Annotated in this window: 22 protein-coding genes and 1 tRNA gene; 14 read left to right on the top strand and 9 right to left on the bottom strand. The window is 57.6% G+C overall.

Annotation, left to right across the window (positions count from 1 at the left end; all coding sequences use genetic code 11):
* Positions 1–27: 27 nt before the first annotated feature.
* Positions 28–1,371, top strand: a complete 1,344-nt coding sequence (locus ACVDG4_RS16740; protein ID WP_447235942.1) for a TRAP transporter large permease — start codon at positions 28–30, stop codon at positions 1,369–1,371.
* Between the two features lie 82 nt (positions 1,372–1,453).
* On the opposite strand, the gene ACVDG4_RS16735 is transcribed toward ACVDG4_RS16740, so the two are convergent.
* The 8 genes from ACVDG4_RS16735 to ACVDG4_RS16700 all read right to left on the bottom strand — a co-directional run bounded on the left by ACVDG4_RS16735 (position 1,454) and on the right by ACVDG4_RS16700 (position 12,122).
* Entirely contained in the window at positions 1,454–1,903 is a 450-nt protein-coding gene (locus ACVDG4_RS16735; protein WP_447235941.1) for a GNAT family N-acetyltransferase, read from the bottom strand.
* Between the two features lie 156 nt (positions 1,904–2,059).
* Positions 2,060–3,223 (bottom strand): acyl-CoA dehydrogenase family protein, encoded by a 1,164-nt coding sequence (locus ACVDG4_RS16730; RefSeq protein ID WP_447235940.1) that lies wholly within the window; start codon positions 3,221–3,223, stop codon positions 2,060–2,062.
* A gap of 62 nt (positions 3,224–3,285) precedes the next feature.
* Entirely contained in the window at positions 3,286–4,833 is a 1,548-nt protein-coding gene (locus ACVDG4_RS16725) for an AMP-binding protein (RefSeq protein WP_447235939.1), read from the bottom strand.
* Entirely contained in the window at positions 4,826–6,022 is a 1,197-nt protein-coding gene (locus ACVDG4_RS16720; RefSeq protein ID WP_447235938.1) for a CaiB/BaiF CoA transferase family protein, read from the bottom strand. Before ACVDG4_RS16720 ends, ACVDG4_RS16725 begins: the two co-directional genes overlap by 8 nt.
* 22 nt (positions 6,023–6,044) lie before the next feature.
* Positions 6,045–7,832 (bottom strand): acyl-CoA dehydrogenase family protein, encoded by a 1,788-nt coding sequence (locus ACVDG4_RS16715; protein ID WP_447235937.1) that lies wholly within the window; start codon positions 7,830–7,832, stop codon positions 6,045–6,047.
* A gap of 63 nt (positions 7,833–7,895) precedes the next feature.
* Positions 7,896–9,686 carry an acyl-CoA dehydrogenase family protein gene (locus ACVDG4_RS16710; RefSeq protein WP_447235936.1) on the bottom strand — a complete coding sequence of 597 codons (1,791 nt, stop codon included), beginning with the start codon at positions 9,684–9,686 and terminating at the stop codon, positions 7,896–7,898.
* Positions 9,687–9,730: 44 nt separating this feature from the next.
* Positions 9,731–10,897: an acyl-CoA dehydrogenase family protein gene (locus ACVDG4_RS16705; protein ID WP_447235935.1), complete on the bottom strand. Its 1,167-nt coding sequence runs from the start codon at positions 10,895–10,897 to the stop codon at positions 9,731–9,733.
* Between the two features lie 7 nt (positions 10,898–10,904).
* On the bottom strand, positions 10,905–12,122 hold the full coding sequence (locus ACVDG4_RS16700; RefSeq protein WP_447235934.1) for a CaiB/BaiF CoA transferase family protein: 1,218 nt from the start codon (positions 12,120–12,122) through the stop codon (positions 10,905–10,907).
* A gap of 201 nt (positions 12,123–12,323) precedes the next feature.
* Between ACVDG4_RS16700 and ACVDG4_RS16695 the strand changes: the two genes are divergently transcribed.
* The 13 genes from ACVDG4_RS16695 (at position 12,324) to ACVDG4_RS16635 (ending at position 26,306) form a co-directional block, all read left to right on the top strand.
* Positions 12,324–13,094, top strand: a complete 771-nt coding sequence (locus ACVDG4_RS16695; protein WP_447235933.1) for an IclR family transcriptional regulator — start codon at positions 12,324–12,326, stop codon at positions 13,092–13,094.
* A 430-nt stretch (positions 13,095–13,524) separates the two neighbouring features.
* Positions 13,525–14,562 (top strand): TRAP transporter substrate-binding protein DctP, encoded by a 1,038-nt coding sequence (gene dctP / locus ACVDG4_RS16690; RefSeq protein ID WP_447235932.1) that lies wholly within the window; start codon positions 13,525–13,527, stop codon positions 14,560–14,562.
* Positions 14,563–14,696: 134 nt separating this feature from the next.
* Positions 14,697–15,296 (top strand): TRAP transporter small permease, encoded by a 600-nt coding sequence (locus ACVDG4_RS16685; protein WP_447235931.1) that lies wholly within the window; start codon positions 14,697–14,699, stop codon positions 15,294–15,296.
* Positions 15,293–16,702, top strand: coding sequence for a TRAP transporter large permease (locus ACVDG4_RS16680; protein ID WP_447235930.1), 1,410 nt, complete (start codon positions 15,293–15,295; stop codon positions 16,700–16,702). Before ACVDG4_RS16685 ends, ACVDG4_RS16680 begins: the two co-directional genes overlap by 4 nt.
* Before the next feature lie 28 nt (positions 16,703–16,730).
* The gene (locus ACVDG4_RS16675; protein ID WP_447235929.1) at positions 16,731–17,990 is read left to right on the top strand and encodes an MFS transporter; all 1,260 of its coding nucleotides are present in this window, start codon (positions 16,731–16,733) and stop codon (positions 17,988–17,990) included.
* Positions 17,991–18,045: 55 nt separating this feature from the next.
* On the top strand, positions 18,046–18,549 hold the full coding sequence (locus ACVDG4_RS16670) for a MaoC family dehydratase (RefSeq protein WP_447235928.1): 504 nt from the start codon (positions 18,046–18,048) through the stop codon (positions 18,547–18,549).
* A 218-nt stretch (positions 18,550–18,767) separates the two neighbouring features.
* Positions 18,768–20,150, top strand: a complete 1,383-nt coding sequence (locus ACVDG4_RS16665) for a V-type ATP synthase subunit B (protein ID WP_447235927.1) — start codon at positions 18,768–18,770, stop codon at positions 20,148–20,150.
* On the top strand, positions 20,150–20,773 hold the full coding sequence (locus ACVDG4_RS16660) for a V-type ATP synthase subunit D (RefSeq protein ID WP_306147889.1): 624 nt from the start codon (positions 20,150–20,152) through the stop codon (positions 20,771–20,773). Before ACVDG4_RS16665 ends, ACVDG4_RS16660 begins: the two co-directional genes overlap by 1 nt.
* Complete coding sequence (locus tag ACVDG4_RS16655) at positions 20,770–22,563, top strand: V-type ATP synthase subunit I (RefSeq protein WP_447235926.1); 1,794 nt, start codon at positions 20,770–20,772, stop codon at positions 22,561–22,563. Before ACVDG4_RS16660 ends, ACVDG4_RS16655 begins: the two co-directional genes overlap by 4 nt.
* Positions 22,560–23,009, top strand: a complete 450-nt coding sequence (locus ACVDG4_RS16650; RefSeq protein WP_008195907.1) for an ATP synthase subunit C — start codon at positions 22,560–22,562, stop codon at positions 23,007–23,009. The genes ACVDG4_RS16655 and ACVDG4_RS16650 overlap by 4 nt, the downstream gene beginning before the upstream one ends.
* 9 nt (positions 23,010–23,018) lie before the next feature.
* A complete protein-coding gene (locus tag ACVDG4_RS16645) occupies positions 23,019–23,720 on the top strand; it encodes a hypothetical protein (RefSeq protein WP_447235925.1) in 702 nt (233 codons plus the stop codon).
* Between the two features lie 4 nt (positions 23,721–23,724).
* Entirely contained in the window at positions 23,725–24,474 is a 750-nt protein-coding gene (locus tag ACVDG4_RS16640; protein WP_447235924.1) for a hypothetical protein, read from the top strand.
* Positions 24,471–26,306: a V-type ATP synthase subunit A gene (locus ACVDG4_RS16635; RefSeq protein ID WP_447235923.1), complete on the top strand. Its 1,836-nt coding sequence runs from the start codon at positions 24,471–24,473 to the stop codon at positions 26,304–26,306. Before ACVDG4_RS16640 ends, ACVDG4_RS16635 begins: the two co-directional genes overlap by 4 nt.
* 215 nt (positions 26,307–26,521) lie before the next feature.
* On the opposite strand, the gene ACVDG4_RS16630 is transcribed toward ACVDG4_RS16635, so the two are convergent.
* Positions 26,522–26,598: transfer RNA gene (locus tag ACVDG4_RS16630), tRNA-Met, on the bottom strand.
* Positions 26,599–26,645: the final 47 nt, after the last annotated feature.

The raw sequence follows: 26,645 nt of genomic DNA, 5'->3' as shown, positions 1-26,645 counted from the left end.
AATTCACCCTGAACGAGAGACACTCTAGTGGACCCCTCAACAATTGGTATCATCGGCTTTGCGGCAGCGCTCACACTGCTTATCCTGCGCGTTCCAATTGGATTTACGCTGGTCAGCGTTTCCTCTATCTGCGCTTTGGTCACATATGCTTGGCGCCCGGGCTCTGAATTCAATCTCGACCTTGGCCTGCGTCCGGCGATGGCGCTGATTGAATCCAACGCCTTTGAGTTCATTCACTCCTATTCCCTGTCGATGGTGCCGCTGTTCATTGCAGCCGGTCACATCGCCTATCACACCCGCATTACAACGGATATTTATGACGCGGTCCGGGTTTGGATGTCCCGCCTGCCGGGCGGCTTGGCCGTTGCCTCGCTGATCGGCTGCGGCGGTTTCTCGGCGATCACAGGATCCAGCGTCGCCTGCGCCTCCTCCATGGGCCGGATTTGCGTTCCGGAGATGTTGCGCTACGGCTATGACAAGCAGCTGGCAAGCGCCAGTGTCGCCGCGGGTGGCACGCTTGGCGCACTCATCCCGCCAAGCGTACTGTTCATCCTGTACGGCACCTTCACCGAGACATCGATCAGCCGGCTGTTCATGGCTGGTGTGGTGCCAGGTCTCTTAAGCCTTGCCGGGTTCATCATCACCGTGCTGGTCTGGGTCAAACTCCGGCCGGAAGCGGCCCCCGTCCCCGAAGGTGACATCTCCGGAGACGACCGGTTTACGGCCGCGATCAAAGCCTGGCCAGCCGCCACACTGATGATCATTATCATTGGCGGGATCTATGGCGGGATCTTCACCGCCACGGAAGCAGCTGCCGTCAGTCTGTCTTTCGTGTTGATCTACGGAACAGTTTCAGGCCGGTTGCGGTGGGCGGATTTCGTCCTGTCGATGCGCGAGACCGCCTATCAGACCGGGTCGTTGTTTTTCATTGCGGTCGGCGCAAAGATCTTCGTTTCCTTCGTCTCCCTGACCGGGGTGACGGGCGGGTTGGTCGATATCGTGTCGTCTTCGGGCCTGGAAACCTGGATGATCCTGTTGTGCATCGTCGCGATTTACCTGGTGATGGGCATGTTCCTGGATCCGATCGGCACCATGCTTTTGACCCTACCCTTCACGGTCCCGCTTATTGAAGGCATGGGATTTGATCTTATCTGGTTCGGTGTCATCGTCGTCAAACTGCTGGAAATCGGCCTGATCACACCGCCGGTCGGCCTCAATGTCTTCGTCATCAATTCGGTGGTTGGACGGGAGATACAGGTTCACACGATCTTCTTCGGGATCATGAAGTTCCTGGTGCTGGACATTGTTGTCCTATTGGCACTTCTGGCCTTCCCGATCCTGTCACTCGGCCTGCCGAGTTTGATGTTCTGATCAACATAAGGCACTGCCCCGGTCTTGCGCCGGGGCCTGATTGCATTTGGTCCCGGCGCAAGGCCGGGACGGCAAAAGTTTTTCAGATGATGGTTTTTTCAAAATAGACGCGGTTGAATCCGTCTTCCGTTCGGCGGCCGGTCTCTTTGTAGCCGATTTTCGGATAGATGCTGAGATTGGCCGTCATCTTTTCATTTGTGTAAAGGCGGATGGCGGAAAGACCGAGCGCACGGGCTTCCGCCTCGCAGTGGGACATCAGGGCCTTGCCGATGCCTCGACCGGCCGCGGCCGAGACAACAGCGACATTTTCCAGGAACATGTGATCCGCCCTTGGGAAATAGACGACGAAGCCGAGGAGACTGCCGGTCTCGTCTTCTGCAACATAAACTTGCCCAGCGCCAATCTGCGTCTCAAAATCGGCAATCATGGGCGCCGGCTTCCGGCCAATAGCCGCGATATAGGGCGCATAGGCCTCTTCCGCACAGGCACGGACAGCCGATACATCGTCTGGCACGGCGGGCCGGATCTTCATTGCAGGGCACTCCGGATCAACTGATTGCTGCCCCATTCATTCCGGCAGAGTAGTCGTTTTGCAAGAAAAGACCCGGACGCCACAAAACGTCCGGGCAAGAAACACGCCGGTGATGTGCGCAGGGAGTGTCGAGGGGACCGTATTGCGCACTGCCCGTTATTTGGCTCGCTGGTTGAACCGGCGGCCGACAAGGGCGCTTGCAATGTTGGTTTTCTGGATGTCGATGGACCCGCCGGCGATGCCCCAGCCCCAGCTGTCCCGCATCTTTTGCTCCATCGGATATTCGCGTGAATATCCATAACCGCCCATCAGCTGCATGGCCTTGCCGGTGACTTCGCGGGTCATCTCATTAGCAAAACACTTGGCAATCGAACTTTCCCCAACCGACGGAAGACCGCTTTCAGCGTTCACGACAGCCCGGTAGAGTAGCAGGCGCGCTGCATCCAGTTTCATTTTCATGTCGGCGATTTGAAGCTGAACCGCCTGGAAATCGATGATCTGTTTGCCGAACTGCTCCCGCTCCTGAACATAATTCAGGACGTAGTCGAAGGCAGATTGCGCGCAGGCAAGGCTCATGGTGGTGTTGCCACAGCGTTCCAGATCAAACGCCTCCATGAGCTTCCGGAATCCACCGGCCGGGACAATGATGTTTTCGGCCGGAACGCTGACATCATCGAAATACATGTCTGCGCTGTGCACGCCGCGAAAGCCCATATGGTGCTCCCGTTTACCGAAGGTAAAGCCATCGGCCCCCTTTTCGACGAGAACAGCCCCGATGCCCTTCGCTCCGGGATCGTCGGACATACGGCAATAGACAACATAGGCATCCGAGTGGCCTGCGCCGGAACACCAGCGCTTTTGGCCGTTGATGATCACCCTATCGGCCTTAACCCGCGCCTTGGTGGTGAGATCGGTCAGCGCTGATCCCGCGCCCGGCTCCGACATAGAAACTGCAACGATCATGTCGCCGGAACAGACTTTCGGCAGGACTTTCTGGCGCATCGCTTCCGGGGCAAAATTCGCGATCGCAAGTGCCGGTCCGAAGCAGGATTCAAAGATCGGAAAAGCAACGCCGATGGAGACCTTGGCAACTTCTTCCAGCACCAGTACCGCTTCGAAATGGCTCATGCCGCCGCCGCCATAGGTTTCCGGCAGGTTCACCCCCAGAAGTCCGAGCTCGGCGAACCGGTGCATGACATCCGGTCCGGGCGACTCATCCGTTTCTTCAACCTCACGGGCTATGTCCGGCAATTCCGTCTGGGCAAACCGGCGCACGGTTTCCTGGAGAGCGGTCTGTTCTTCTGAAAGGGTAAAATCCATTTGCGATGCTTTCACTTTTCCGCTGAAACAGCGGCTATCTTGATTGGGTGTAAATTTGCGGCTCAGCTGGCTGCCTTTTCGCGGACGTCCCGCGCAGCTTCCCAATAGGGATCCCGGAGTTTGCGCTTGAAGATCTTGCCGGTGTCATCGCGCGGCAGAAGAGATTGGAATTCGATCCGGCGCGGCACCTTGAACCCGGCCAATCGGCTCTTCAGGTGGGCGATGACTTCTTCTGCCGTGAGATCACTCGAGGGCTCTGGCTGCACAACCGCCATCAGCGCTTCACCATACTCCGCATCCGGCACACCAAAGACGGCGCAATCGGCGACGCCTGACATGGCATGAAGTTCTGCTTCAATCTCTGCCGGATAGATGTTGACCCCACCCGAAATCACCATGTCCTTTGACCGGTCGCACAGGAACAAGTATCCGTCTTCATCCAGATACCCGACATCGCCCGTTGCAATGAGGCCACCGACATCGAGATCCGCCCGCGCTTTCGGATTGTTGGCGTAGGTGAATTCAGGGGCCGTATCGAGGCGGGAGACAATCTCGCCAGGTGTTCCGGCCGGCACGTCCTGACGGTCACCGTCCATGATCCGCAATGTCACGCCATCCAGCGCACGGCCGACCGTGCCGGGCTTACGGAGGCTTTCTTCCGGAGTGCAAAAGGTCACATAGTTTTGTTCGGTGCCTGCGTAGAACTCATGGACCACCGGTCCAAACCAGGCCTGCATCGCCGTTTTAACCTCCGGCGGACAATGCGCGGCAGCGGTCACGACATACTGAAGCGACGAGACATTGTAACGGTCTCGGATATCCGGAGGGAGTTTCAAGAGACGTGCAAACATGGTTGGGACCATGAAGGCCGTTGTGATCCGCTCCCGCTCCACTGTCGCGAGGAATTCCCGCGCATCGAAACGCGGCATCAGGAACACCTTGTCGGCCACAGCGTAGGTGCGCATCCCGAAGGAATTCGGTGCCCCATGATAGAGCGGGCCGCAGATCAGCGCCCTGATGCCCGGCGTGATCCCGTAAATCCGGTCGCGGACCGCAAGAAACTCTTTCGCCAGGCCCGACTCCTGCGGCAGCTTGATCACGCCCTTGGGTTTTCCGGTGGTGCCGGACGTGTAGGTCATCGTGTCGGTAAAGTCCCGGCACGGATCTGTCAGCGGTGGGTGTGTTTCAATGAAGTGATCCCAGGGCACCGTTTCAACGGTTTTAACGCCATTCAAGTACGGGAGCCGGTAGGCCACGCGCAGTTCCGGCGGGGTGTCCACCTCAAGAACAAGCATATCCTTTGGAATTACGCTGCCGAAGGTTTGCAGGAGATCTGAATGCGCGATCAGCACTTTTGCGCCGGAATCCTGAAGAACATAGGCAATTTCCGGCGGCGCCAAATGCCAGTTGACGGCCACCGGGCTTGCGCCAAGCAGCGAGGCCGCCCGCGCAGCTTCAAAAAAGGAGAAATCATTGCGCAACAACAACGCAATGCTGTCGCCGCGATTGATGCCATAGTCCCGCAGACCGGAGGCCGCGCGATGAGCGCGCCCTTCGCAGTCCGACCGCCGGGTGGAGCGTTCACCGCTGTACAAAACCGTGTCAGACATGGCGGGCCTCTTCAGCATTGTCGTTGGTCCCATTCATTGCTGGCACCTTGGCACCCACCAGCGCGCGGGCTGCGCCAAGAACAGCCTCAGTGTCTTCGCCAACATCTGGAACATGGGAGCCAACCGGCAGCGGAGCTCCGGAAAACTGAAATGGCAGACTCGCGACTTTAAAAGCCTCTGCACCGGTTCCGACCGTGCTCATCAGGTCCCGCACCGTGACCTGTTCGTCGCAGATTGCTTCGGCGACTGTCTGATAGCGGGCACAAGGTATCCCAGCGCCCATCAAGGTCGCTTCACAGTCAGCGGCGGTCCGCGATTGCGTCCAGTCCTCGACCAATGACGTAAGGGCCGGCCAATTCTTTTCACGTTCCAGCTGGGTGTTGAAACGGGTGTCGTCCTTCCATTCCGGGTGATCCAGAAGGTCTGCGAGCCGCTCAAAGATCCGGCTCGTGATCGGCACGGCGATCACATGCCCATCGGACGCCCTCACCGGTGTCGCCAGCCAGCGGTCAAACGAACTTGGCGTCTGAGCTTCTTGCATTTCCAGGACGAGCAGATTGATCATGCTGTCCATCAAGGCAACATCGATGTACTGCCCAGCCCCGTGGCGGAGCTGCCCAATCAGGGCGGTCTGGATCGCGCTGAAAGCAAACAGGCCGCCAATCAAATCAGCGTACCAGATCCCGGTCCGGAACGGCTTGTCCACATCCTCGGCATAGGACATCGCGGCAAGGTCATGACCAGAAAGCGCATGCAGGATGGGGGCATAGGCTGGGTGCCGGGAGCGTGGCCCTTCCTGGCCAAAGCCGGAAATCGAGCAATAGACCAGATCTTTGCGGCCTTTGGAGAGGGATGCGTGGTCAAGCCCAAGATCGCGAACGACGCCCGGGCGGAAATTCTCAACCACCACATCACAAGATGCGGCAAGCGTGCGGATTGCCTCCAGATCGCGTTCAGAGCGGAAATCGATCTCAATGCTTTTTTTTCCGGCGTTAAAATGGCCGAAATAGGTGCTCTTTCCGTTGCGCAGCGGTTCCTTGACCCGCATGTGTTCTCCGCCCATCGGCTCAATCTTGAAGACCTCTGCGCCGCAATCGGCAAGGAGACGAGTGCAGTAGGGGCCGGAGATGATCCGGGTCAAATCAAGGACCCGGATCCCGTCCAGCGGTTTTTTGGTGTTCAGTGCCATAAAAGATTTTTCCCGCATGCGGTTACTGCGTCAGCACATCGCTGGCCATGTCGAGCGACACCGGTGCGTCGGCGAGCAGAAGATCGGTCGCCGCCTTTTCAAAGCCGGTTTCGCCAACTTTCAGCGGGTCTTGCGCCCGCAGCCGGTGGTCGATCACCATCCGGGCAAGCAGCAGTCGCCGGGCATCGCGGCCAGCTGCGCCCAGCGCCGAGCCTTCGGTTGCGAGCAATGTGGCTGTCGCTGAGTTGTAAACCGCGCTGGAGGCCTTGCGCGCCAGTGTCTGGTTGCCGCTCATGGCAACATCCTCGGCAAAATCGATGGCCTGCTGGACGGTGCTGCGCAGTTCGCCCTTGAACTGGCCCGGCATGTTGGAGCTGGTGTCGATCTGATCCATCAGCTCTTCCTTGAGGTCCTTGTGCGCACCGACCTTGGCAATCGCACGTGTCGTGATGTCGAGCGAGTTGATGTTGGAGGTGCCCTCCCACAAGACACCCAAATGCGCATCGCGCACCAAACGGGCGTTGACGAAATCTTCGATGTAACCGTTGCCGCCGCGTACTTCCATCGCACCCGTTGCAACACGAACGTTGTCGCGGGCGGTCCGGTATTTGTGCGCCGGGGTCAGGATCCGGGTGATCATTTGCGCCCGCTCATCACCAGCCTCCGCCAGGCTGATCTGATTGCCGAGGTACAGTGTAATCGACAACGCCTGTTCGGTCGGTACCATCAGTTTCATCAACTGACGGCGCAGGAGCGGCTTGTCGATGATCTTTTCCTGAAACGCATGCCGGTTCTGGGCTGTGACCAGCGCCTCGTTGAGGCAGCGGCGCATCATGGCGGCGGCCCGGCACCCATGGGACAGGCGCGACAGGGACACCTGATCCATCATCATTTTCAGGCCCTTGTTTTCATGCGGGCCCACTTCACCGAGCGGATAGGCAACGGCGCCATCAAAGACGATCTCGCCGGACGCCATGGAGCGGCTACCAAGTTTGTTCTTCAACCGCACAATCCGGTAGGAATTCCGGCTGCCGTCGTCCAGGCGGCGCGGCAGGGCGAAGAGCCCCAGTCCCTTGTTGCCGGCCGGAGCGCCTTGCGGGCGGGCAAGCAGAAGGGCGACATCGCCATCCGTGCAGGAGCAGAACCACTTTTCGCCGTAGAGCTTCCAGTTACCGTCTTCGAAACGGGCTTCCAGCTGGATATTGGAGACGTCCGATCCGCCGGTGCGCTCCGTCATGAACTGGGCACCCTTGAGCATGGTCTTGGTGTCCTGGCTTATCAGGCCATCGTAGAAGCGGGCCTTGGTGGCCTCATCCCCATAATCCTTGATCAAGGTCGCCGTCGTTTCCGTGGCCGAAATCGGGCAGAGTTGGCCGAACTCCGACTGGCCGAAGATGTATTGGAAAATGAATTTCACGGTATGCGACATTGGCTTGTCCCAGCCGAACACTCCCGGCTTATGGATCATCGCGGCCAGGCCATAATCGCCCAGCGCGACGTCTTCCATGTTGCGGTAAGCCGGATGGAATTCGATCCAATCTTCGAACCGTCCCCGCGGATCCCGGTGATGGAGAACGGGTATGTGCTTGTCCGCCATGCGGGACCAGTCATCAACCTCGTCGCCGACCAGCGCACCGAATGTCTCAAGATGCGGCTCAAGGTGGGCCCGCAGATCATCCGGCAGGTAAAGGGTAACAAGATCCTGAAGGCTCTTGTCGATGCTGTAAAAGTTCAACCCATGGCAATCCGGCGCCACCAGGTTGGCAAGCTCTGGGGTTGGCAATGTATGGTGTTGCGGTTGAACATTCATTTTGAAATCCTCCCAATAGGGTTTTGCTGCCTGTAATTTCCGGCCGGCCTGTTGAATTGAAATTCAAAGAGATAAGGTCTGTTCAGCTGCCCCGATCGAAACCGGGGCGTCGCTCAAAAGAAGATCTGTTGCGGCTGTCTCGAAGGCGCTGCCGTCGCTGGACAGCGGATCTTGTGGCGACAGACGGTGCGCGACGACCATTCGCGCCAGCAACAGCCTGCGCGCGTCCCCACCTCCGGTGCCAAGGCGCGCACCTTCGCAGGCCAAAAGAACGGCGGTCGCGGAATGGTAGACGGCACTGGCGGCCTGGCGGGCAAGGCTCTCCTCCCCGCGCCGGGCGATTTCTTCGGCGAGATCCAAGGACTTGATCAGGGATGATTTCAAGACGTTGGCAAAGGAGTTAGGAAGCCCTGGACAGCCGTCAATCTGCGCCAGCAGTGCGGATCTCAAGTCCTTGTGAGCCTCTATCCGTCCAATTGCCCGCGTTGTGATGTCCAGCGCATTGATGTTGGACGTGCCTTCCCACAGAAGGCCAACATGGGCATCCCGGACGAGACGGGCATTGACGAAGTCCTCAATGTACCCGTTGCCGCCACGGACCTCCATGGCACCTGTCGCGACGCGGATGTTGTCGCGCGCCGTCCGGTATTTGTGGGCCGGGGTCAGGATCCGGGCGACGCGCTCGGCATGGGTGTCGCCGTTTGCGGCTTCGGTCAAAACAGTGCCGAGATAGAGCGTCATCGACAACGCCTGTTCGGTCGGCACCATCAGTTTCAACAGCTGCCGGCGCAACAGGGGCTTGTCGATGATCTTTTCGCGGAAAGCGGTGCGGGTTTTTGCAACCGTCATGGCCTCGTTGAGACACCGGCGCATCATTGAAGCAGCACGGGCACCATGAGACAGGCGGGACAAGGACACCTGGTTCATCATCATCTTGAGGCCGGGGTTTTCCTTTGCCCCGACATCCCCAAGCGGATAGGCAACCGCCCCCTCAAAAACCACCTCGCCGGAGGCCATGGAGAGCGTGCCGAGTTTGTCTTTGAGACGCACAATCCGGTAGGCGTTCCGGCTGCCATCCTCCAGACGGCGCGGCAGAGCAAAAACCGCCAGTCCCTTGTTTCCGGCCGGGGCGCCTTGCGGGCGGGCAAGCACCAGCACGACATCGGAATCAGCGGCGGAACAGAACCACTTTTCACCATAGAGCCGCCATGTGCCGTTCTCATTGCGGGCCTCGACGGCGAGTTGCGACACATCTGACCCGCCATGGCGTTCGGTCATGAATTGTCCGCCAGTCATCCGGGTTTCCGGATTCTGGCTGATCAGCCGGTCATAAAATCGTGTGATAAGCGCATCACTACCGAATTTCCTGATCATGGCGGCGGTGGTTTCGGTCATCGAAATCGGACACAGCTGACCGAACTCCGATTGCCCGAGCAAATACTGGAAGACAAACTTGACCGTGTGCGGCATCGGTTCGGGCCAGCCGAACACCCCCGGTTTTCCGGTCATACCGGCCATTGCGAAGTCACAAAACGTGATCTGCTCCATGCGTTTGTAGGCCGGATGAAACTCGATCCAGTCTTCAAAGCGCCCGCACGGGTCACGGTGATGGAGAACCGGCACATGCCGGTCAGCCGTTCTGGAAAGCGTGTCAATTTCACCGCCCACCAAAGCACCGAATTCTTGCAGTTTCGGCCAGAGATGAGCGCGCAGATCTTCAGGTAGGTACAGCGTCAGAAGATCCTGAAGGCTGCGGTCGATCTCAAAGAAGTTCTGTCCATGGCAATCCGGCGCAACCAGCTCGGCGATTTCGCCGGAAGGCATAGCGGTGTGCTGGCCTGTGTGGATGTTCATGAACGCAGTCTCCAAAACAAAAGGGCGCGGCAAGAAATCTGATCTCAATAGGACTTCGGCAGCCCCAATACCCGTTCGGCGATATGGCAAAGGATGAGTTGTTGGCTAACCGGCGCCAGGCGGGGAATCATGGCCTCGCGCATATAACGCTCGACGTGGTATTCGCGGGCATATCCGAACCCGCCATGGGTCATGACCGCCTGCTGGCAGGCTTCAAACCCGGCTTCCGACCCCAGATACTTTGTGGCATTCGCCGCCGGGCCACACGCAAGACCGGCGTCATACTGGCGGGCAGCTTCAAGCGCCATGAGCCAGGCGGATTCCAGCATCATCCAGTTGCGCGCGAGCGGGTGCTGGATGCCCTGGTTCTGCCCGATCTGCCGGTCAAAGACGACGCGCTCGTTGGCATAAGCGCAAGCCTTGCGCATCGCTGCATGGCCCAGACCAATGGCTTCCGATCCGATCAGGATCCGTTCCGGGTTCATGCCGTGCAGAATCGCCCGGAATCCTTCGCCTTCTTCACCAATAAGGTTCTCAGACGGGATCTCGAAATTCTCAAAGAAGAGCTCGTTACAATCGACCGTCTTCCGGCCCATCTTGTAGATCTCCCGGACCGTGATCTGGTCACGGTTGAAGTCGGTGTAGAACAGGCTGAGCCCTTGTGTCGGTTTTTCGACCTCCTCAAGCGGAGTTGTACGGGCGAGGAGCAGGATTTTCTCCGCAACCTGCGCCGTGGAGATCCAAACCTTTTGACCATTGACCAGATAACGGTCTCCTTGACGCCGGGCGGCCGTTTTCAGATGGGTCGTGTTCAAACCGGTGTTGGGCTCGGTTACGGCGAAGCACGTACGTTCCTGACCGGCGACGACCGGCGGCAACATGCGCCTCTTCTGCTCGTCGGTACCGAAAACAACCACTGGCGAAAGACCAAAGATGTTCATATGCACGGCAGAAGCGCCGGAGAGCCCGGCCCCGGATTCGGCAATCGTGCGCATCATGATGGCAGCTTCAGTAATCCCAAGACCTGCGCCGCCATAGGCTTCGGGGATACAAATGCCGAGCCAGCCAGCCTGCGCCAGGGCTTGAAAGAACTCGGTTGGAAAGCCGCCGGCCTTGTCTTTTTCGAGCCAGTAAGCGTCATCGAACTGGCTGCAAAGGCTTGCAACAGCATCCTGAATGGCCGTTCTGTCGGGGGAAAGCTGTATATCCATTGTCGCCTCAAGCTGGGACCGGTTCAGATACAGGTGCGGAGACAATCCCCGACTGCAGCAATTCGTAGATCGTGTCTTCGCTGAGCCCGGTTTCCTTCAGAACTTCAACGGTATGCTCGCCAAGGACGGGCGGCGGCTTGTGCGCATTTGATTGCGTCCGGGACCATCTAACCGGTACTTTCGTGCGCCGCATCCGGCCTTCGCTTGGGTGATCGTATGTCTCGAAAAAGCCGACATCGCTGAGATGCGGGTCGTCCAACAGGCTCTCAAGGGAGTGCATCGGCATAACCGGGATATCCGCGGTCTCAAGCAGCCCGAGCCATTCGCTGCTGGTCTTCGTCTTGGTGACTTCACTGACAGCTTTGCAAAGATCGTCAAAATGCTCTTGCCGCCCGGTGAAAGAGGAGAACCTGTTGTCAGCCGACAGAACGGCTGGCTTTCCGGTAGCCTCCAGAAACCGGCCCCACTGCGCATCCGAATACAGGAGCAGGCAAATGTAGCCGTCCTTTGTGCGCAAAGGCCTGCGGGCTTTCGACGTAAGACGATGGTATCCGCCCGCATCTAGCGGTGGTTCAAAAGAAAGGCCGCCCAGATGATCCCCGAGAACGAAATTTGCGACAGTCTCAAACATCGGAATGCTGATCTGCTGCCCCTCACCGGTCCGGCCCTTGTGAACGAGCGCCGCAAGAATCGCGTTGGCAGCGGCCAAACCAAATGCCCGGTCGGCAATTGCATTCGGGAAATAGCGGGGCACCCCGCCGCTCGCCTTGGCCTGAAGGAACGGCAGCCCGACAGCACCCTGGATGAGATCATCATAGGCAGGCCGTCCTGAATACCGGCCACCTTCATCAAATCCAAGAAGCGCGGTGTAGATGATGTCCGGTTTGACCGCCTGAATGGTGTCGTAGGAGAGACCCAAGCGCATCATCGCTTTCGGACGGCTGTTGGTGACGAAGATATCGGCGGTCCGGATCAGGCCCAGCAAGACCTCGCGGCCGTCTTCTGTTTTCAGGTCAAGGCAAACGGAGCGCTTGTTGTAGTTGGCATTCATATAAAGCGGGCCCATGGCCGCCGACCGCATTGGTCCCACCTGGCGCAACATGTCACCTGCCGGGGATTCAATCTTGATGACGTCGGCGCCGTAGTCGCCCAGCGTCTGCGTCGCAACCGGTCCGGCGAGCACCGCCGACATGTCTATGACACGTATGCCTTCCAAAGGGCCCATGCGAAAAACCTTGGCTTATGTCTACATATATGAATAATAAGTCCATATATTGAAACAATGTCAAGCCAATCATCGATGATTGCTCGCGTTTTGTGGGAAAGCGCGATAAAAGACCGAGACCAGAAATGAAGACTTCGACAGGCTGCCCGGTTGCGCCGACACGCTGCGGAATCAACGCCTTGCAACAAAAGACCGTGCCCCATGGCTGTTAAACAGATCCAGAACGCACTCGATCTGATCGAGTATTTCGCCCGCACCAAAAAACCGGCAAGTCTGGCGGAACTTCAGCAGCATTTCGGATGGCCGCGATCGAGCGCCTACAATATTTTGAACACACTGGTGGAACGCGGCTACATGTATGAGCCTGCGCGGCGCGGCGGCTACTATCCAACGCCCAGGCTTGCCAGCGTTGCTGAAAGCATCATGTCCGCGGATCCGCTCAATGAACGGCTGGCAGAACTCTTACGGAAACTTGCTGATGAAACCGGCGAAACGGCAATACTCGCCGCACCCGCCGGACGGTTTTCCGTTTATCTCGATGTCATCGAATCCCCGTCCCCCATCCGCTACGCAGCGCATGTGGGCATGCGGATCCCGATCCATGCCGGGGCTTCCGGGCGCGCTCTTTTATCTCTCTATTCAGAAGCCGAGCGCGGGGCCCTTTTGAGCAAGGTCTCCTTTGACCGGTATGGCGCAAACGCCCTGATGACGGCCGAAGACGTTGAAGCGGCACTTGCAAAATCCAGGGACCGCGGTTGGTATCAGAGTATTCGCGAATACAGTGCGGACCTTGCAGCAATTGCCATTCCAGTGATGGTCGATGATCGCAGATTTGCGGTTGTTGTTGCCGGCCCGCAGTACCGGCTTGAAAACAAGTGCGCTGATGTTGCCGCGACCTTGCAAAGGCTGACGGCAGAGTTTGGCTTTTCAAGCAACGAGATCACGTCAGACCCGATTGCGGCCAGCCATTAATCCAAGGCGATTAACCGCGAGTAACAACCTCGTTCGAAGAACCGTTCGCTTGCCGCAGTCGCGCCACGCCTGCGTCTGCCGCTGCGCTCGACAATCGATAGGCATTGGCGGCCGGCGCTATCGCGCATCCGGTCCCTCGGACGAGACTACGGTCTTATCAATCCTATAACTTGTTATTTTCATTCCTTCTTTTGCCCAAGGCGATTTCCCAATCCTACGGAAAATACTCCTTGCCGGTGACCAGACGGGCTGAAAGCCAAATTTGTCGACTGGACATATGTCTCGATATATGATCATTTAGTCCATAAATAAGAACAAAAAAATTGCCGCCCTCGCTCAACCGATACCTTCAGGAACAGGTCAGCAGGGGAGAGACAGGGCGCTGAGCCCGAAAACCGCCGTTTGGCGGATCTCAATTGGGAGGAAAAAGATGAAACGCATCAAAAACGCGGTCTGCGGTGCTGTTGCTGCCTGTTTATTTGCAGCGCTCATGCCGCAACCGGTCATGGCTGCAAATGTTGATGGCCCACCAGTCTTCTGGAAATTCTCGGTTTGGGGCAAATCGCGGGCTTTGACAGCCGGCCCGGAACACCTTGCAGCGCGGCTTGCCGAAGAAACTGGCGGAAAGTTCCAACTCAAGATCTTTTACGGCGATCAGCTGTCCAAGGCGAAAGAGAACCTCGACGGCCTGAGGGTCAATGCTTTTGAAGCTGCGATCGTCTGCAATTTCTACCATCCGGCAAAAACACCTGCCTTGATGGTCATGAGCCTGCCTTTCCTGCCGATCAAGGATTTCGACACGTCGATCGCTGTGCGCGATGCGCTTTATCAGCATCCCGTTGCAGTGTCCGATCTGGAGAAATGGAACGCCATCAGCTATGCGTCGACGCACTTGCCCCAGTATGAATTCATGGGAACCGGTGAGCCGCCGAAAACCCTCGAGGATTGGAACGGCCTGCGGGTGCGCGCCGGCGGCGGTGTTGGCCTGGCTATGGAAAAACTCGGCGCAGTGCGTCAGTCCATGCCAGCAACGGAAGTCTACACCGCGCTTCAGCGCGGCATTGCCGACGCGGTCTCCTTTCCTTTCACTTATGCGCATGGTGCCTACAAACTGCAGGAAGTGGCGAACTGGTTCACGGGAAATCTGAAGCCCGGAACGGCCGATTGCCCGATCGTTTTGAACAAGACGTCCTATGAAAGCCTTCCAGATCAATACAAGGATCTGCTCGCGTCACTGAAACCCGAAATCGATGAAGTCTATCGCGAGGTCTACGGAAAAGCTGATGAGAAATATCTTCCGATTTTTCAGGAAGCTCTGACCGAAGTCACCTACGACCCGGCAACCCGTCAAGAGTTCCAAAACGTTGCTGGCGAGCCGATCTGGCGGCAGTGGGTTTCGGACAATCAGGAAAGCTTTGACGCACAAGGCGTCCTGGACACGGTTCTGAATGCCGGCAGCGGCAGCTAACACACCTTGAAAGGCACCGATCCAAGCCGGTGCCTTCCTTCACGGTCTTTCATTCCTGCGGGCTGGGCCATTTATCCAGTGCGCGAGAGCAGTCCCCTTCCCGCAATCTGACCAGCTTCGGAACCTGATTTCCCATGACAGGAACACATGGCGGCGGCGCCCTTTTATTGTCGATGAACCGCGGATTGGGTGCAGTTGAAGACACGCTCAATATCATCGCGGCTTTGACGATCTTCATCGTGATGCTGGTGACGACTTTCCAGATCTTCTGCCGGCTCGCGGGGTATCCGATCCCAGGTTTTCTAGAAGCATCCGAACAGGCAATTGCCGTATTTGCGTTCCTCGGTGTGGCTTATGCACAGCGGTATGGCGCGCATATCCGGATGGACATGCTGGTGGGCGCTGCACATGGGCGCATGCGCTGGTTTTTGGAAACGGTTGCCACCTTGCTCGGCATGATCCTCATTGCTGTTCTCATCCGCTACAGCTGGAGCTTCTTCTACAGCTCCTTCGAGGTTGGCGATGTCACATACGACTACGGGATTCCAACGTGGCCATCGAAACTTCTGGTCCCGTTCGCCTTTTCCATCTGGTTCCTGCGTTTGAGCCTGCAGTTTATCGGCTTTTTGCGCCTGTTCATCTGGCCCAAGGCAGATCCGGTTGCGGTGCCGGTCATCAAGACCGCTGCTGATCACGCCCAGGATGAAGCCTCCAGTGCTGGAGGCGGAAAATGAGTTTCCTTGAAACCCTCACAAGCGGTGCACCCGGTATTTTCTTCGGTATCGGCTACAGCAATCCTGCGCTCGTTGGCGTCATCTGCATGGGACTGTTGCTGGTTTTTGTTCTGATCGGTGTCCGGGTCGTCTTCGCGGCCGGGCTGGTCGGATTGATCGGGCTTGTCGAACTCATCGGATGGCATGCGGCGGCCGGCAGTATCGGCTCTATCCCGCACTCAAAGTCCGTCAGTTTTGTTCTCGGGCTCATTCCGGTCTTCATCCTGATTGGCTATCTCGCGTTTCATGCCGGCATGACCGCGCAACTCTTTGCCGCCGCGCGGGCCTGGATTGGCTGGCTGCCGGGTGGTCTCGCCGTCGCAACCGTCTTTGCAACGGCAGGCTTTGCCGCCGTTTCCGGCGCTTCAACCGCAACGACAGCGGTGTTTGCCCGCGTCGCGATCCCGGAAATGCTCAAGGCCGGTTATGACCGTCCGCTCGCCGCCGGCGTTGTCGCAGCCGGGGGAACGCTCGCCTCCCTGATCCCGCCATCAGCGATTTTGGTCATCTATGCCATCATCGTTGAAGAATCGGTCGGAGCGCTGCTGCTCGCGGGCTTCTTGCCTGGCCTGTTTTCCGCAGCGATTTATGCCGCGATTATTGTGCTCTGGGCCAAATTCCGCCCCGAGGCCGGGCCAGCCGTGCGCGGCGTAAGCTGGCGGGAACGGTTTCAATCCTTGCCGGGCGTTTTACCGATCGCAGCTGTGGTCGGAATTATCGTCAGCGCGATCTACACCGGCTGGGCTGCCCCCACCGAAGCAGGAGCGCTTGGGGCATTCGTGGTTCTGGTGATGGCCTGGATCAACGGGATGCGTTGGCCAAGCCTCAAGGCCGCCCTGATGGAAACGTCCAAGCTGGTGGTGATGATCTTTTCATTGATTTGGGGCGTGCTGATTTTTGGCCGATTTTTGGGGTTTTCCGGCCTCCCGGAAACGTTTGCCAACTGGATCCTGTCCTTTGATGCCGATCCTTATCTGATCCTTGCCGCCATTTTGTTGGGATACGTGATCCTCGGGATGTTCATGGATGCCATCGGGCTTCTGCTTTTGACTTTGCCGGTCGTTTATCCCGCCGTTATGGCTCTGAATGGCGGGCCGGATGTCACCGCAGCCGATAGCGCCTTCGGCATGAGTGGGACGCAGGCCAGCATTTGGTTCGGGATCATTGTGGTGAAAATGGCCGAGGTCTGCCTTATCACGCCCCCCATCGGTATCAATTGTTTTGTCGTCAATGGCGTGCGCCCGGACATCCCGCTCTCTGACGTCTTTCGCGGCATTTTCCTGTTTTTCATCGCGGACGTCCTGACAATCGCGGGTCTCATCTTCTTTCCCCAAATCATCACCTGGTTGCCGAGCATGATGAACTAGGCCGCGTGGACCGATTGGAGCCTCAAGCATGTTGAAACGGCCAGACCCGGCCACGCGCGAAATGACACGATCCGCGGTCGCGGTTCTGGTCTTTTGTGCCGCAATGAATTTCTTTTCCCGCGGCGTCAGCGAGCCGTTTGCCGTATTCCTTTTGCCGGTCACCGCCGACCTTGGTTGGAGCCGGAGCACATACGGAACCATCTACTTCGCCTATATGGCCACCATCGGGTTTTCCGCGCCCGTGATCGGGATGTTGTTCGACCGGTTTGGTCCGCGTCCGGTCTACACATCAGGGGTTTGCCTGTTTGGTTTGGGCTTATTGCTGGCGAGCACGATGGAACATCTCTGGCAGGCCATTCTCGGCCTCGGTATCATGACCGGTATCGGCATATCAGCAACTGGGATGACGGTCGCATCCGGTCTGGTGAGCCGCTGGTTTGCCCACCGGATTACATTGGCAAACGCCCTTGCCTACACCGGGATACCTCTGGGAATGGTCGTCATCGTTCCCCTGACCCAGATCATGATTGAGGCGACAGACTGGCGAACTGCCTACGGAGTCCTGGGGTGGGCCAGCCTTGCAATGGTCGCCGTGATCTGGCTCTTGCCATGGCAAACAATGGGTGGCGGCGCTGACCATATACCGCCTCGCCATTCAAACCGCGGCTTCAGTCTGGGCGCGGGTGTTTTGCGGCATCCCGCGTTTTGGGGATTGTTTGCAACGTTGTTTCTCGCATCAGTGACCGTTTGGTCCGTAATGCTGCAGGCAGTCGCCTACCTTATTTCTGCTGGGTTTACCCCGGTTATAGCCGCCTTCGGTTATGGGGCTGTCGGCGCGATGTCTGTCGTCGGCCTTGTTTGTTTCGGATGGGCGAGCGACCGGTATGGCCAGCGTAATTCGGTGACAGTCGGCTATCTTCTGTCAGCTGTCGGCGTGGCTCTGTTGTGGCAGCTCCAGGAAACACCAAACCTTCTTGTGTTAGCTGGGTTTGTTGTAGTTTTTGGTGCCGCAATGGGCTCGCGCGGTCCGGCCGTATCCGCCCTTGTCGCAAGGCTCTATCCCAACAATGTCGCCGCGATTTATGGAGCAACAACCATCGGTCTCGGATTGGGCGGGGCCGTTGGCGGTTGGCTATCATCCGCGCTTTTTGACTGGACCGGCAATTACGGCGCCGGCTTCACCCTGTCTATTGCTACCTCCCTGATCGGCATCACGCTTTTCTGGCTGATCAAGCCGCTCTCCGCCGGGCGCTGGCCTGATCCAAATCCGGTTTCAGAGATTCCCTGAAAGACCCGCAACAGGCATTTTCCAATGTTTCAACTCTCAATCGAAAGGATCCTCAATGGCAGATCAAGCGACCGGACCCGATTGGACGCCCGCCAACCATCGGCCAGGACCTTCTCTCTATTTTGAAGACCTGGAGGTTGGCCGCCGCTACGGGCTGCCGTCCCGCACGCAAACCGATGCCCTGTTTGCTGCGTTTCAACTGGCGTCCGGAGACAATGATCCGATCCACTATGACCGGGTCTACTGCCAGTCAATCGGCCACAAGGACATGCTGGCGCACGGCATGCAGGTCCTCATCCAGTCAGCCGCCGGTGCCGGCACGTTTCCCGAAGAGGTTGCCGACGCGTTGATCGGTTTCATCGGACTGGAATGCAAGTTCATGAAGCCGGTCTATGTCGGCGACACGCTCTATTCGGAATTGGTGATTTCCGAGCTGATAGAACAAAACACCACGGGTGTCGTGGTCATGACCGCAACGATCCGCAACCAGGATGGCGTCACCGTTCTGACCGGCGAGCATCGATATCTGCTCCGAAAGCGGCCCACAGATTCTGGCTGATGAGCAGCGAACTCGCACGCTCTTGATCAATGTCATATCCGTGTAAATGAAAGTGAATTTAACTGATCCCCGGTTGAGATTCACCAGATCCGGGCTAATCGTGCGCCGGGCTCGACACATATCATTGTCGAATTTTGCCTTGCGAAAAGTCCTTGAAGTGGTTCAAGTTTGTTTCAACAACCACGGTTTGTCATTGGTCAACAGACGCGAGGATCCGCATGCTTGTCTCACACACCCGGATCGTTGACATCGTCGGAGACATCATCCGGATCATGGTGTCCTCGACGAAGAGTGAGGCCGAAGGCCGGCCCTGTCTCGGGGATTTGGCGATTGTGGAAACCGGCGAGGGCACGTCTTCGCTCGCTCAGGTGATCAACATCGACCAGGACATGGTGTCGCTGCAGGTCAACTCCGGCACCAAGGGTTTGGCCAACAATGCGTCTGTCCGGTTTCTCGGAGAACCGGCGAAAGTTACGTACTCCGACAACATCCTTGGCCGTGTGTTTGATGGTGCCGGCACCCCGATTGATCAAGGACCGGACCTTTCGACCGATCCAACTGTTCCAATCGGAGGCCCATCGGCGAACCCGATGAAACGGGTGCTCGCCTCGCGCATGATCCGTACGGACGTGCCGATGATCGACATTTTCAACTGCCTCGTCGAAAGCCAGAAGATCCCAATCTTCTCCGTCTCGGGCGAACCCTATAACGCGTTCCTGGCGCGCATCGGCATTCAGGCGGATGCGGATATCGTCGTCTTTGGCGGGCTCGGACTGATTTTTGACGACTACGCCTTTTTCCGGAAACAGTTTGAAGATGCGGGTGTTTTCCCGCGGACGGTGATGTTCATCAATCAGGCGTCTGATCCGGTTGTTGAACGCCTCCAGGTTCCGGACATGGCTCTGGCCGTTGCCGAGAAATTCGCGGTTGAGGAAGGCAAGCGCGTTCTGGTCCTGATGACCGATATGACCGCCTTCGCCGATGCCATGAAAGAAGTCTCGATCGCCATGGAACGGGTCCCAGCCAACCGCGGTTATCCGGGCGACCTCTATTCCCAACTTGCGCGGCGCTATGAAAAGGCCTGTGATTTCAAGGGATCTGGGTCCGTCACGATCCTGACGGTGACGACCATGCCGGGCAATGACGTCACACATCCGGTACCGGACAACACGGGCTACATCACGGAGGGGCAGTTCTACCTGCACAGCGGGATGCTTGATCCGTTCGGATCTCTCTCGCGCTTGAAGCAGCACGTTATCGGCAAGGTGACGCGCGAAGATCACAACCAGATCATGAACACCATGATCCGGTTCTATTCGGGGGCCCGGGATGCAGAACAGAAGCAGTCGATGGCGTTTGAATTGTCCGACTATGACCACCAGCTTCTGAAATTCGGCGCGCTCTTCCGAAAGCGGTTCATGGATATCGAGGTGGCCATTCCCCTTGAAGAGGCGCTGGACCTGTGCTGGCAAACGCTCGCCGAGTGTTTCTTGCCCGAACAGCTTTTGATGAAACAGGGGCTGATCGACAAATATTTCCCCGGCGAGAAAGCCGCTTCGAAGGGCGCGGCTCAAGATGGTGCGGACGGGGAGGCTGCCTGATGGCCAAGCTTGCGCTCAACAAGTCATCCCTTGCCCGGGAGAGCGCACATCTTTCTGAATACAAACGCTTCCTTCCGTCTTTGGAGCTGAAGCGTCTGCAGATCATGGCCGAGAGGGCGAAAGCCAAAGAAACCGCACTCCGGCTTGATGCGGAATATGAGCGCCGCTTTGACGAGATCGCAAAATCTCTGCCGATGCTCGCAAACGAGCAGGTTCCTGTCGAAGGGATCGTGACCCTCAAATCTGTCAAACGGGGTGAACAGAACCTGTCCGGCACTCGGCTGCCGACGCTTGAGAATATCGAAGTCGACGTCAAGCCCTATTCTCTTCTCGCTCGGCCGCACTGGGTGGATCCTGCGGTCAACGGGCTGAAAGAGCTCTTGAAGCTCAACCTGGAACGCGAGGTTGCACGGGAGCGGATCGAAAAGCTGCTTGAAGCCGAAGCGGTGATTTCGCGGCGGGTCAACCTCTTCGAGAAGGTTCTCATCCCGCAAGCCCAGAAGAACATCAAAAAGATCCGTATGGCTTTGGCCGATGCTGAACGCGATGCCGTGGTCCGCGCTAAAATCTCCAAACGAAAGACAGCGGCGCGAAGCGCAGTAAAGGGGATGGCTGAGCTATGAGCATTGTGCCCCTCACAAAAGTCAGCCTCATCGGCGTTCTGGAAGACAAGGAAAAGGTTCTGGAAGCCACTCAGGCTTTTGGAGCGCTGCATCTCATTCCCCTGAGTGATGCGCAAAAGGAACTTGAAGCGGTGCCAGCCGGGACAGGCCGGGAAGCCGTGGAGGCTCTTCGTTGGCTGATGGATGCGCCTGTGCAGCGGTTGCAGGTCACAGACCCGAGCAGCTTTGACCTCAATGAAACTGTCAGCCGATCAGTCGAAAACCGGCAATTGATCAAAGACTGCGAAGATCGCTTGGCGCGGCTGAAGAAACGTATTCACGATGTCGAACCCTGGGGCGAGTTCAATTTCACCGACCTGGAGAACCTGAAAGGCAATCGCCTCTGGTTCTACGTTGTCCCCACAGGAAAGCTCAGAGAAATTGATCCGTCGGATAAGGTCCTGGAGGTCGTGCACGCCGATGCCTACAGGGCCTATGTGGTGGTGTTGTCACCGGACGAGCCGGAGGTTGGCGACATGCCCGTCCCCCGGGTTCATGTCGGCGCGGTCTCTCTCTCAACGCTCAAAAAACACTACGAAGAAGCTGCGATTGAACTGGAAGAGCTGCAGTTACAGCGGCAGGCGCTGACAAAGTGGCGGTTTTTGCTGGCATCAAACCTTGCAGCAGCGAGAGATCAAGCCGCACGTCATCGCGCAGGCCTGGAAACCGGAGATGCCGGACGGGTTTTTGTGCTCCAGGCTTGGGCACGGCAGGACCAAGTTGAAGAAATCGAGGACCTTTCTGGAGAGATCGGTGTTGCGGCTGTCTTTGACGACGTAACCGCAGAAGACCAGCCACCGACCTTGCTTGAAAACCGGCCGGGGTTAGCCGCGGGCGAGGATCTCGTTGAATTCTACCAGACACCGGGATATCGAGACTGGGATCCGTCTGTCATCGTCTACATATCGTTTGTCATCTTCTTCGGAATGATCATGACAGATGCTGGATATGGCCTATTGATCCTGGCACTGCTATACCTCTTCCGAAACCGCTTCAGCAATTCTGAACAAAGCCGGCGGCTCTTACGCATGGCCATGTGGCTGATGGTCTCGACAGCCGCGTTCGGTGTCGCAACGGGCAGTTACTTTGGTGTTGCGCCGCCGGACGGCAGTTTCCTGGCGAAACTCAAGGTCCTGCATCTGAAAGACGTGGATACGATGATGAAGATCACGCTGATCATCGGTGTGGTGCACATTGTCCTGGCCAACCTCATGCGCAGTCTTAATGAAACAACCCCAAGCGGACGGTTTCAGCCACTTGGCTGGTGTCTTGTCGCTTTGGGCGGGCTCGCGACATTCCTAGGACAAGGCACGGCCTTTGCCACACTTGGCCCCGGCGCCGTTGTTGCCGGGCTATTGACCGTCGGTTTCTTCGGAAGTGATCGGAAGGTCAATTCGCTGTCGTCCGGCGGGATGCGTGTTTTCGATGGCTTGGCCTCCCTTGCACGGGTCGTGAATATCTTTTCCGATGTGCTCAGCTACATGCGGCTTTTTGCGTTGGGCCTGGCGGCTGCATCGCTCGCAGAAACCATCAACACGCTTTCCGGCCAGTTGAATGACGCGGTCCCTGGCGTTGGATTGCTGATTGCAATCCTCGTTCTGATAATCGGCCACTCTATCAACATCGGCCTTGGACTGATTGCGGGGTGCGTCCATGGCCTGCGCCTGAACGTGATTGAATTTTTTAATTGGGGTTTGAAAGACGAGGGCACGGCCTTCCGTCCATTCAAGAAAGAGGAGACACGCCTGTGAACGAATTCGTTGTGGCGCTCGGTTGGTTCGGGCTTTATGCGCCGGTGGCTCTTGGCGCGATCGGGAGTGCCTGGGGCTGTGCTCTGGGAGGCAGCGCCGCGATCGGCGCAATGCTCGACAGCGATGGCGGTTACGGCCGGTTCATCGGTGTGTCTCTCATGCCGTCCTCTCAGGTGATCTACGGCATCGTCATCATGTTCTCGCTCCAGCAAACAACCGTCGATGCAGCAAACGGGGCTGCCATGTTCGGCATCGGTGTTCTGTCGGGCTTCACCATGCTGTTCACCGGCATTCGGCAGGGCGAGGTTCTGGCATCGGCCATTCACGCGTCCAAGGCAAAACCCGAGATTTTCGGCATCTCGCTCGCACCGGCAGCAGTTCTGGAAGGCTTTTCGGTCTTTGCGCTGGTGTTTGCGCTGGTGCTCGCCGGAACAATGCCGAGCTAGGAGGCGACCATGTCAGAAACCAATACCGCCGGAGAGCTTGAAACTGCCGCAGGCGCTGGCGTGCAGGCCTTGATCGACCGGTTGAAAGCGGAAGGGGTTGAGGCCGGTCAATCGGAAGCCGAAGCCATATTGGCAGACGCCAAAGCAAAGGCAGAGGCCCTGGTCGCAGAAGCTGAAAAAAGGGCCGCTGCGCTGAAGGCAGCCGCCCGGGCAGAAGCTGCACAGGAGAAAGCTGCCACCGAGGATGGCCTGAAAGTAGCCGCCCGAGACCTTGTGCTTGATATGCGCAACGAACTCGGCGAACGCATCCAGCAGGAAGCCAAGCGACTGGTGGCCACAACGCTCGCCGACGAGGCCTTTTTGCAGAAGTTGATCCTTGCGATGGCGGCCAATGCCAAAGAGAGCGCCTCCGTGAGTGATGCTGAGCCAATGGAGATCGTGTTTCCGGAAAAGATCGTGACCTTTGAGGAACTGAAACAGTCTCCGGAAGCGGTCGAACCAGGAACATTGACACATTTCGTCATTGCGCTCGCCGGGGATGTCTTGCGGGAAGGCGTCACATTCTCCACGGCTCCTGGGTTTGACGGCATCAAGATCAAGCTGACCGGGCGGGACGTTTCCATTGATCTGACCGAAGAGGCCATCGCAACGCTCCTAAAGCGCCACCTCCAGCCGAGGCTCAGAGCCGTCATGGAAGGGGTGTTGCGTTAAATCCATGTCCAACCCCCACCAGTACATCGCGCTGATCACCAGCTTGCCGCATCTTGGCAAGTTGTTCAGCCGCAAGGAGGTGCCGATTTCCCAGTACCGGCTGCGCCAGCGCATGGCGATGCTGGAACCTGGGCATGCCCGCCTGCTGAAAGAAATGGTTGAAGTGACGGCCTGGGCCGGCGTTGCACACATGGAAGATGACTTTGAGGTCATCCAGCGGGCGCGCGAAGTGATCCGTGATCTGGCTGAATACCCGGATCTCCAGCACCTGGTAACCGGGCGTATGGAAACGCGGACCCTGATTGCTGCACTTCGGCGGCGGCGGAACGGCCAAGATGCTGCAGGCGCGATAGAGGCTTGGGGATACGGCCGCTGGTGTTCGTTGATCAAGGCCAATTGGGCCGATCCGGCCTTCGGTCTGGGGCATTTCATGCCTTGGGTCGCAGACGCGCATCGATTGATCCGGGCAGAAGATCACATTGGCATGGAGCGATTGGTGCTGACCGAGGTGTTCCGCCAGCTGGACCAATATTCGATTGCCCATGAATTCGATTTTGAAGCTGTTGGGATATACGTGTTGCGTTGGATCATTGTGGAGCGCTGGTCGCGCTACAACGCTGATCAAGCCCGCGATCGCCTGAAAGCCCTCGTCGCTGAAGCACTGACCCCATCTGACACGGCAGCCGTGGTTCAATCCGTTTCTGCCGAACTTTTTACCGATACTTCTCCATCTCTTGAGGGAGTTCTCCCATGACCAGTCACGTCCAGCTTCCAGAGCCGACAGCTGAAATCATTGCCGTCCAGGACGACCTTGTGACACTGGCGCCTCTCGGGGAGGCCCCTCTGATCAAGAACGAGGTTGTCTATATCATCCCGCACGGTCCGGAACGGGAAGGAAAGCCCCGCGAATACCTGAAAGCCGAAGTATTGCGGGTTCGCGGCAAATCAGCCGAAGCGCAGGTTTTTGAAAACACGGCCGGTGTCCGCGTTGGGGACAAGGTGATTCAAAGCGGCGAGATGTTGTCCGTTGCTCTGGGACCAGGCCTCTTGAGCACGGTCTTTGACGGTCTGCAGAACCCCTTGGCGGATATAGCAGCGGAACACGGATTTTTCCTGCCGCGCGGGGTCTTGACCAATGCGCTTGACCACACCCGCAAATGGTCGTTTGAACCCAAAGTCACTTCGGGCGCTCCGGTCAATGCAGGCGACACGCTCGGCTTGGTTCCAGAAGGACGCTTCAATCACCGGATCATGGTGCCGTTTGGTCTTAAGGGAACCTGGACTGTTGAGCGGATCCGGGAAGGAACCTTCACAATCGAAGAGGTTGTCGTCACCTTGAAAGATGATCGCGGCAATACCCGCGATTTGACCATGGTGCAGCACTGGCCGGTACGCCGCGCAATCCCGGATGCTTTGGTAAAAGCGGGTCAAAGTGAGCGCCTCTATCCAAGCGAGCCTTTGATTACCACCTTGCGTCTGATCGACACGTTCTTCCCGATTGCCCGCGGCGGCATGGGCTGTATTCCAGGACCCTTCGGAGCCGGCAAAACGGTATTGCAGTCCCTGATTTCGAGGTTCTCTGCGGTCAATATTGTAATTGTGGTGGCTTGCGGTGAACGCGCGGGCGAGGTGGTGGAAACCATCACCGAATTTCCCGATCAGCCGGACCCGTCTGGTGATGGGACCTTGATGGATCGCACAGTCATTATCTGTAACACGTCGTCCATGCCCGTCGCGGCACGAGAAGCCTCGATCTACACCGGCATCACGCTCGGCGAATACTACCGCCAAATGGGCTTTGACGTCCTCCTGATCGCGGACAGTACATCCCGCTGGGCTCAGGCGATGCGTGAAACATCGGGGCGGTTGGAAGAAATTCCCGGTGAAGAAGCTTTCCCGGCCTATCTCGATTCCGCGATCAAGGGAATATATGAACGGGCTGGTGTCCTGAAAACCGCGACCGGTGATACGGGCAGTCTGACCATGATCGGCACGGTCTCGCCGGCCGGCGGAAATTTTGAAGAACCGGTTACACAATCAACGCTTGGTACTGTCAAAACCTTCCTCGGTCTCTCGTCAGAGCGCGCCTACAAGCGGTTTTACCCCGCCGTGGATCCTCTGTTGTCCTGGTCCCGCTATCACACACAATTGCGAGATTGGTACCATGAAAACATCGGGCCGGATTGGGTGCCGCGCGTTGAAGAAATGATCGATCTCCTCGCCAAGGGCGATGAAATCACGCGCATGATGCAAGTGACCGGTGAGGAGGGCGTGTCGACCGAAGATTTTGTTCTGCAACAAAAGGCCCTCTTTCTGGACATGGTCTATCTGCAGCAGGATGCGTTTGACGACGTGGATGTCTCCGCGCCTTTGGCCCGCCAGCAGGAAACCTTTGATCTTGTCTACAAGATTTCCCGGACACCATTTGAATTCGAGGACAAAGATTCGGCTCGCAAGTTTTTCACCGAACAAACATCTCTGTTTAAAAACCTGAACTATGCGGCAGACGGAAGCCAGGAACGGCAGCAGCTGCTCAAACGGATTGAGACGGGCGTGCACGCGGCCCCGCAGCGTCTAACAGATTGATATCGCGCGTTGGTTTTTTAGGTTAGTTGAAGCTTAATGGCGGTAATGTCCGCGCAGCAATGTCAAAACGCAAGTAGCCACGCGAGTGCGAGGCTTTGTTTTTTTGCGCTTCTGCGTCGGGCGCAGTTCTGCTTGATGGTGGGGGCTGAGCGTGTCACCAATATCCGCCGCCCGAATACACAAAAGGCCGCCCAAAAGGCGGCCATTCTTGTATTTGGTTGCGGGAGCAGGATTTGAACCTGCGACCTTCAGGTTATGAGCCTGACGAGCTACCGGACTGCTCCATCCCGCGTGAAGGTGGAGGCTATCGTTGAAGAGATGCACTCAAGTAGGCGTTAG

Source organism: Roseibium sp. MB-4 (genome assembly GCF_053005265.1).
The sequence above is the reverse complement of the archived record's forward strand: the minus strand, read 5'-3'. Positions and strand labels throughout refer to the sequence as shown.

What these genes read in the sequence shown, in the direction of transcription:
- ACVDG4_RS16700 (WP_447235934.1), bottom strand. Translation starts at nt 12,122, where the DNA reads ATGGGCCCTTTGGAAGGCATACGTGTCATAGACATGTCGGCGGTGCTC.
- ACVDG4_RS16670 (WP_447235928.1), top strand. Translation starts at nt 18,046, where the DNA reads ATGGCAGATCAAGCGACCGGACCCGATTGGACGCCCGCCAACCATCGG.
- ACVDG4_RS16665 (WP_447235927.1), top strand. Translation starts at nt 18,768, where the DNA reads ATGCTTGTCTCACACACCCGGATCGTTGACATCGTCGGAGACATCATC.
- ACVDG4_RS16735 (WP_447235941.1), bottom strand. Translation starts at nt 1,903, where the DNA reads ATGAAGATCCGGCCCGCCGTGCCAGACGATGTATCGGCTGTCCGTGCC.
- dctP (WP_447235932.1), top strand. Translation starts at nt 13,525, where the DNA reads ATGAAACGCATCAAAAACGCGGTCTGCGGTGCTGTTGCTGCCTGTTTA.
- ACVDG4_RS16685 (WP_447235931.1), top strand. Translation starts at nt 14,697, where the DNA reads ATGACAGGAACACATGGCGGCGGCGCCCTTTTATTGTCGATGAACCGC.
- ACVDG4_RS16660 (WP_306147889.1), top strand. Translation starts at nt 20,150, where the DNA reads ATGGCCAAGCTTGCGCTCAACAAGTCATCCCTTGCCCGGGAGAGCGCA.
- ACVDG4_RS16635 (WP_447235923.1), top strand. Translation starts at nt 24,471, where the DNA reads ATGACCAGTCACGTCCAGCTTCCAGAGCCGACAGCTGAAATCATTGCC.
- ACVDG4_RS16725 (WP_447235939.1), bottom strand. Translation starts at nt 4,833, where the DNA reads ATGTCTGACACGGTTTTGTACAGCGGTGAACGCTCCACCCGGCGGTCG.
- ACVDG4_RS16695 (WP_447235933.1), top strand. Translation starts at nt 12,324, where the DNA reads ATGGCTGTTAAACAGATCCAGAACGCACTCGATCTGATCGAGTATTTC.
- ACVDG4_RS16640 (WP_447235924.1), top strand. Translation starts at nt 23,725, where the DNA reads ATGTCCAACCCCCACCAGTACATCGCGCTGATCACCAGCTTGCCGCAT.
- ACVDG4_RS16710 (WP_447235936.1), bottom strand. Translation starts at nt 9,686, where the DNA reads ATGAACATCCACACAGGCCAGCACACCGCTATGCCTTCCGGCGAAATC.
- ACVDG4_RS16730 (WP_447235940.1), bottom strand. Translation starts at nt 3,223, where the DNA reads ATGGATTTTACCCTTTCAGAAGAACAGACCGCTCTCCAGGAAACCGTG.
- ACVDG4_RS16645 (WP_447235925.1), top strand. Translation starts at nt 23,019, where the DNA reads ATGTCAGAAACCAATACCGCCGGAGAGCTTGAAACTGCCGCAGGCGCT.
- ACVDG4_RS16680 (WP_447235930.1), top strand. Translation starts at nt 15,293, where the DNA reads ATGAGTTTCCTTGAAACCCTCACAAGCGGTGCACCCGGTATTTTCTTC.
- ACVDG4_RS16720 (WP_447235938.1), bottom strand. Translation starts at nt 6,022, where the DNA reads ATGGCACTGAACACCAAAAAACCGCTGGACGGGATCCGGGTCCTTGAT.
- ACVDG4_RS16655 (WP_447235926.1), top strand. Translation starts at nt 20,770, where the DNA reads ATGAGCATTGTGCCCCTCACAAAAGTCAGCCTCATCGGCGTTCTGGAA.
- ACVDG4_RS16705 (WP_447235935.1), bottom strand. Translation starts at nt 10,897, where the DNA reads ATGGATATACAGCTTTCCCCCGACAGAACGGCCATTCAGGATGCTGTT.
- ACVDG4_RS16675 (WP_447235929.1), top strand. Translation starts at nt 16,731, where the DNA reads ATGTTGAAACGGCCAGACCCGGCCACGCGCGAAATGACACGATCCGCG.
- ACVDG4_RS16715 (WP_447235937.1), bottom strand. Translation starts at nt 7,832, where the DNA reads ATGAATGTTCAACCGCAACACCATACATTGCCAACCCCAGAGCTTGCC.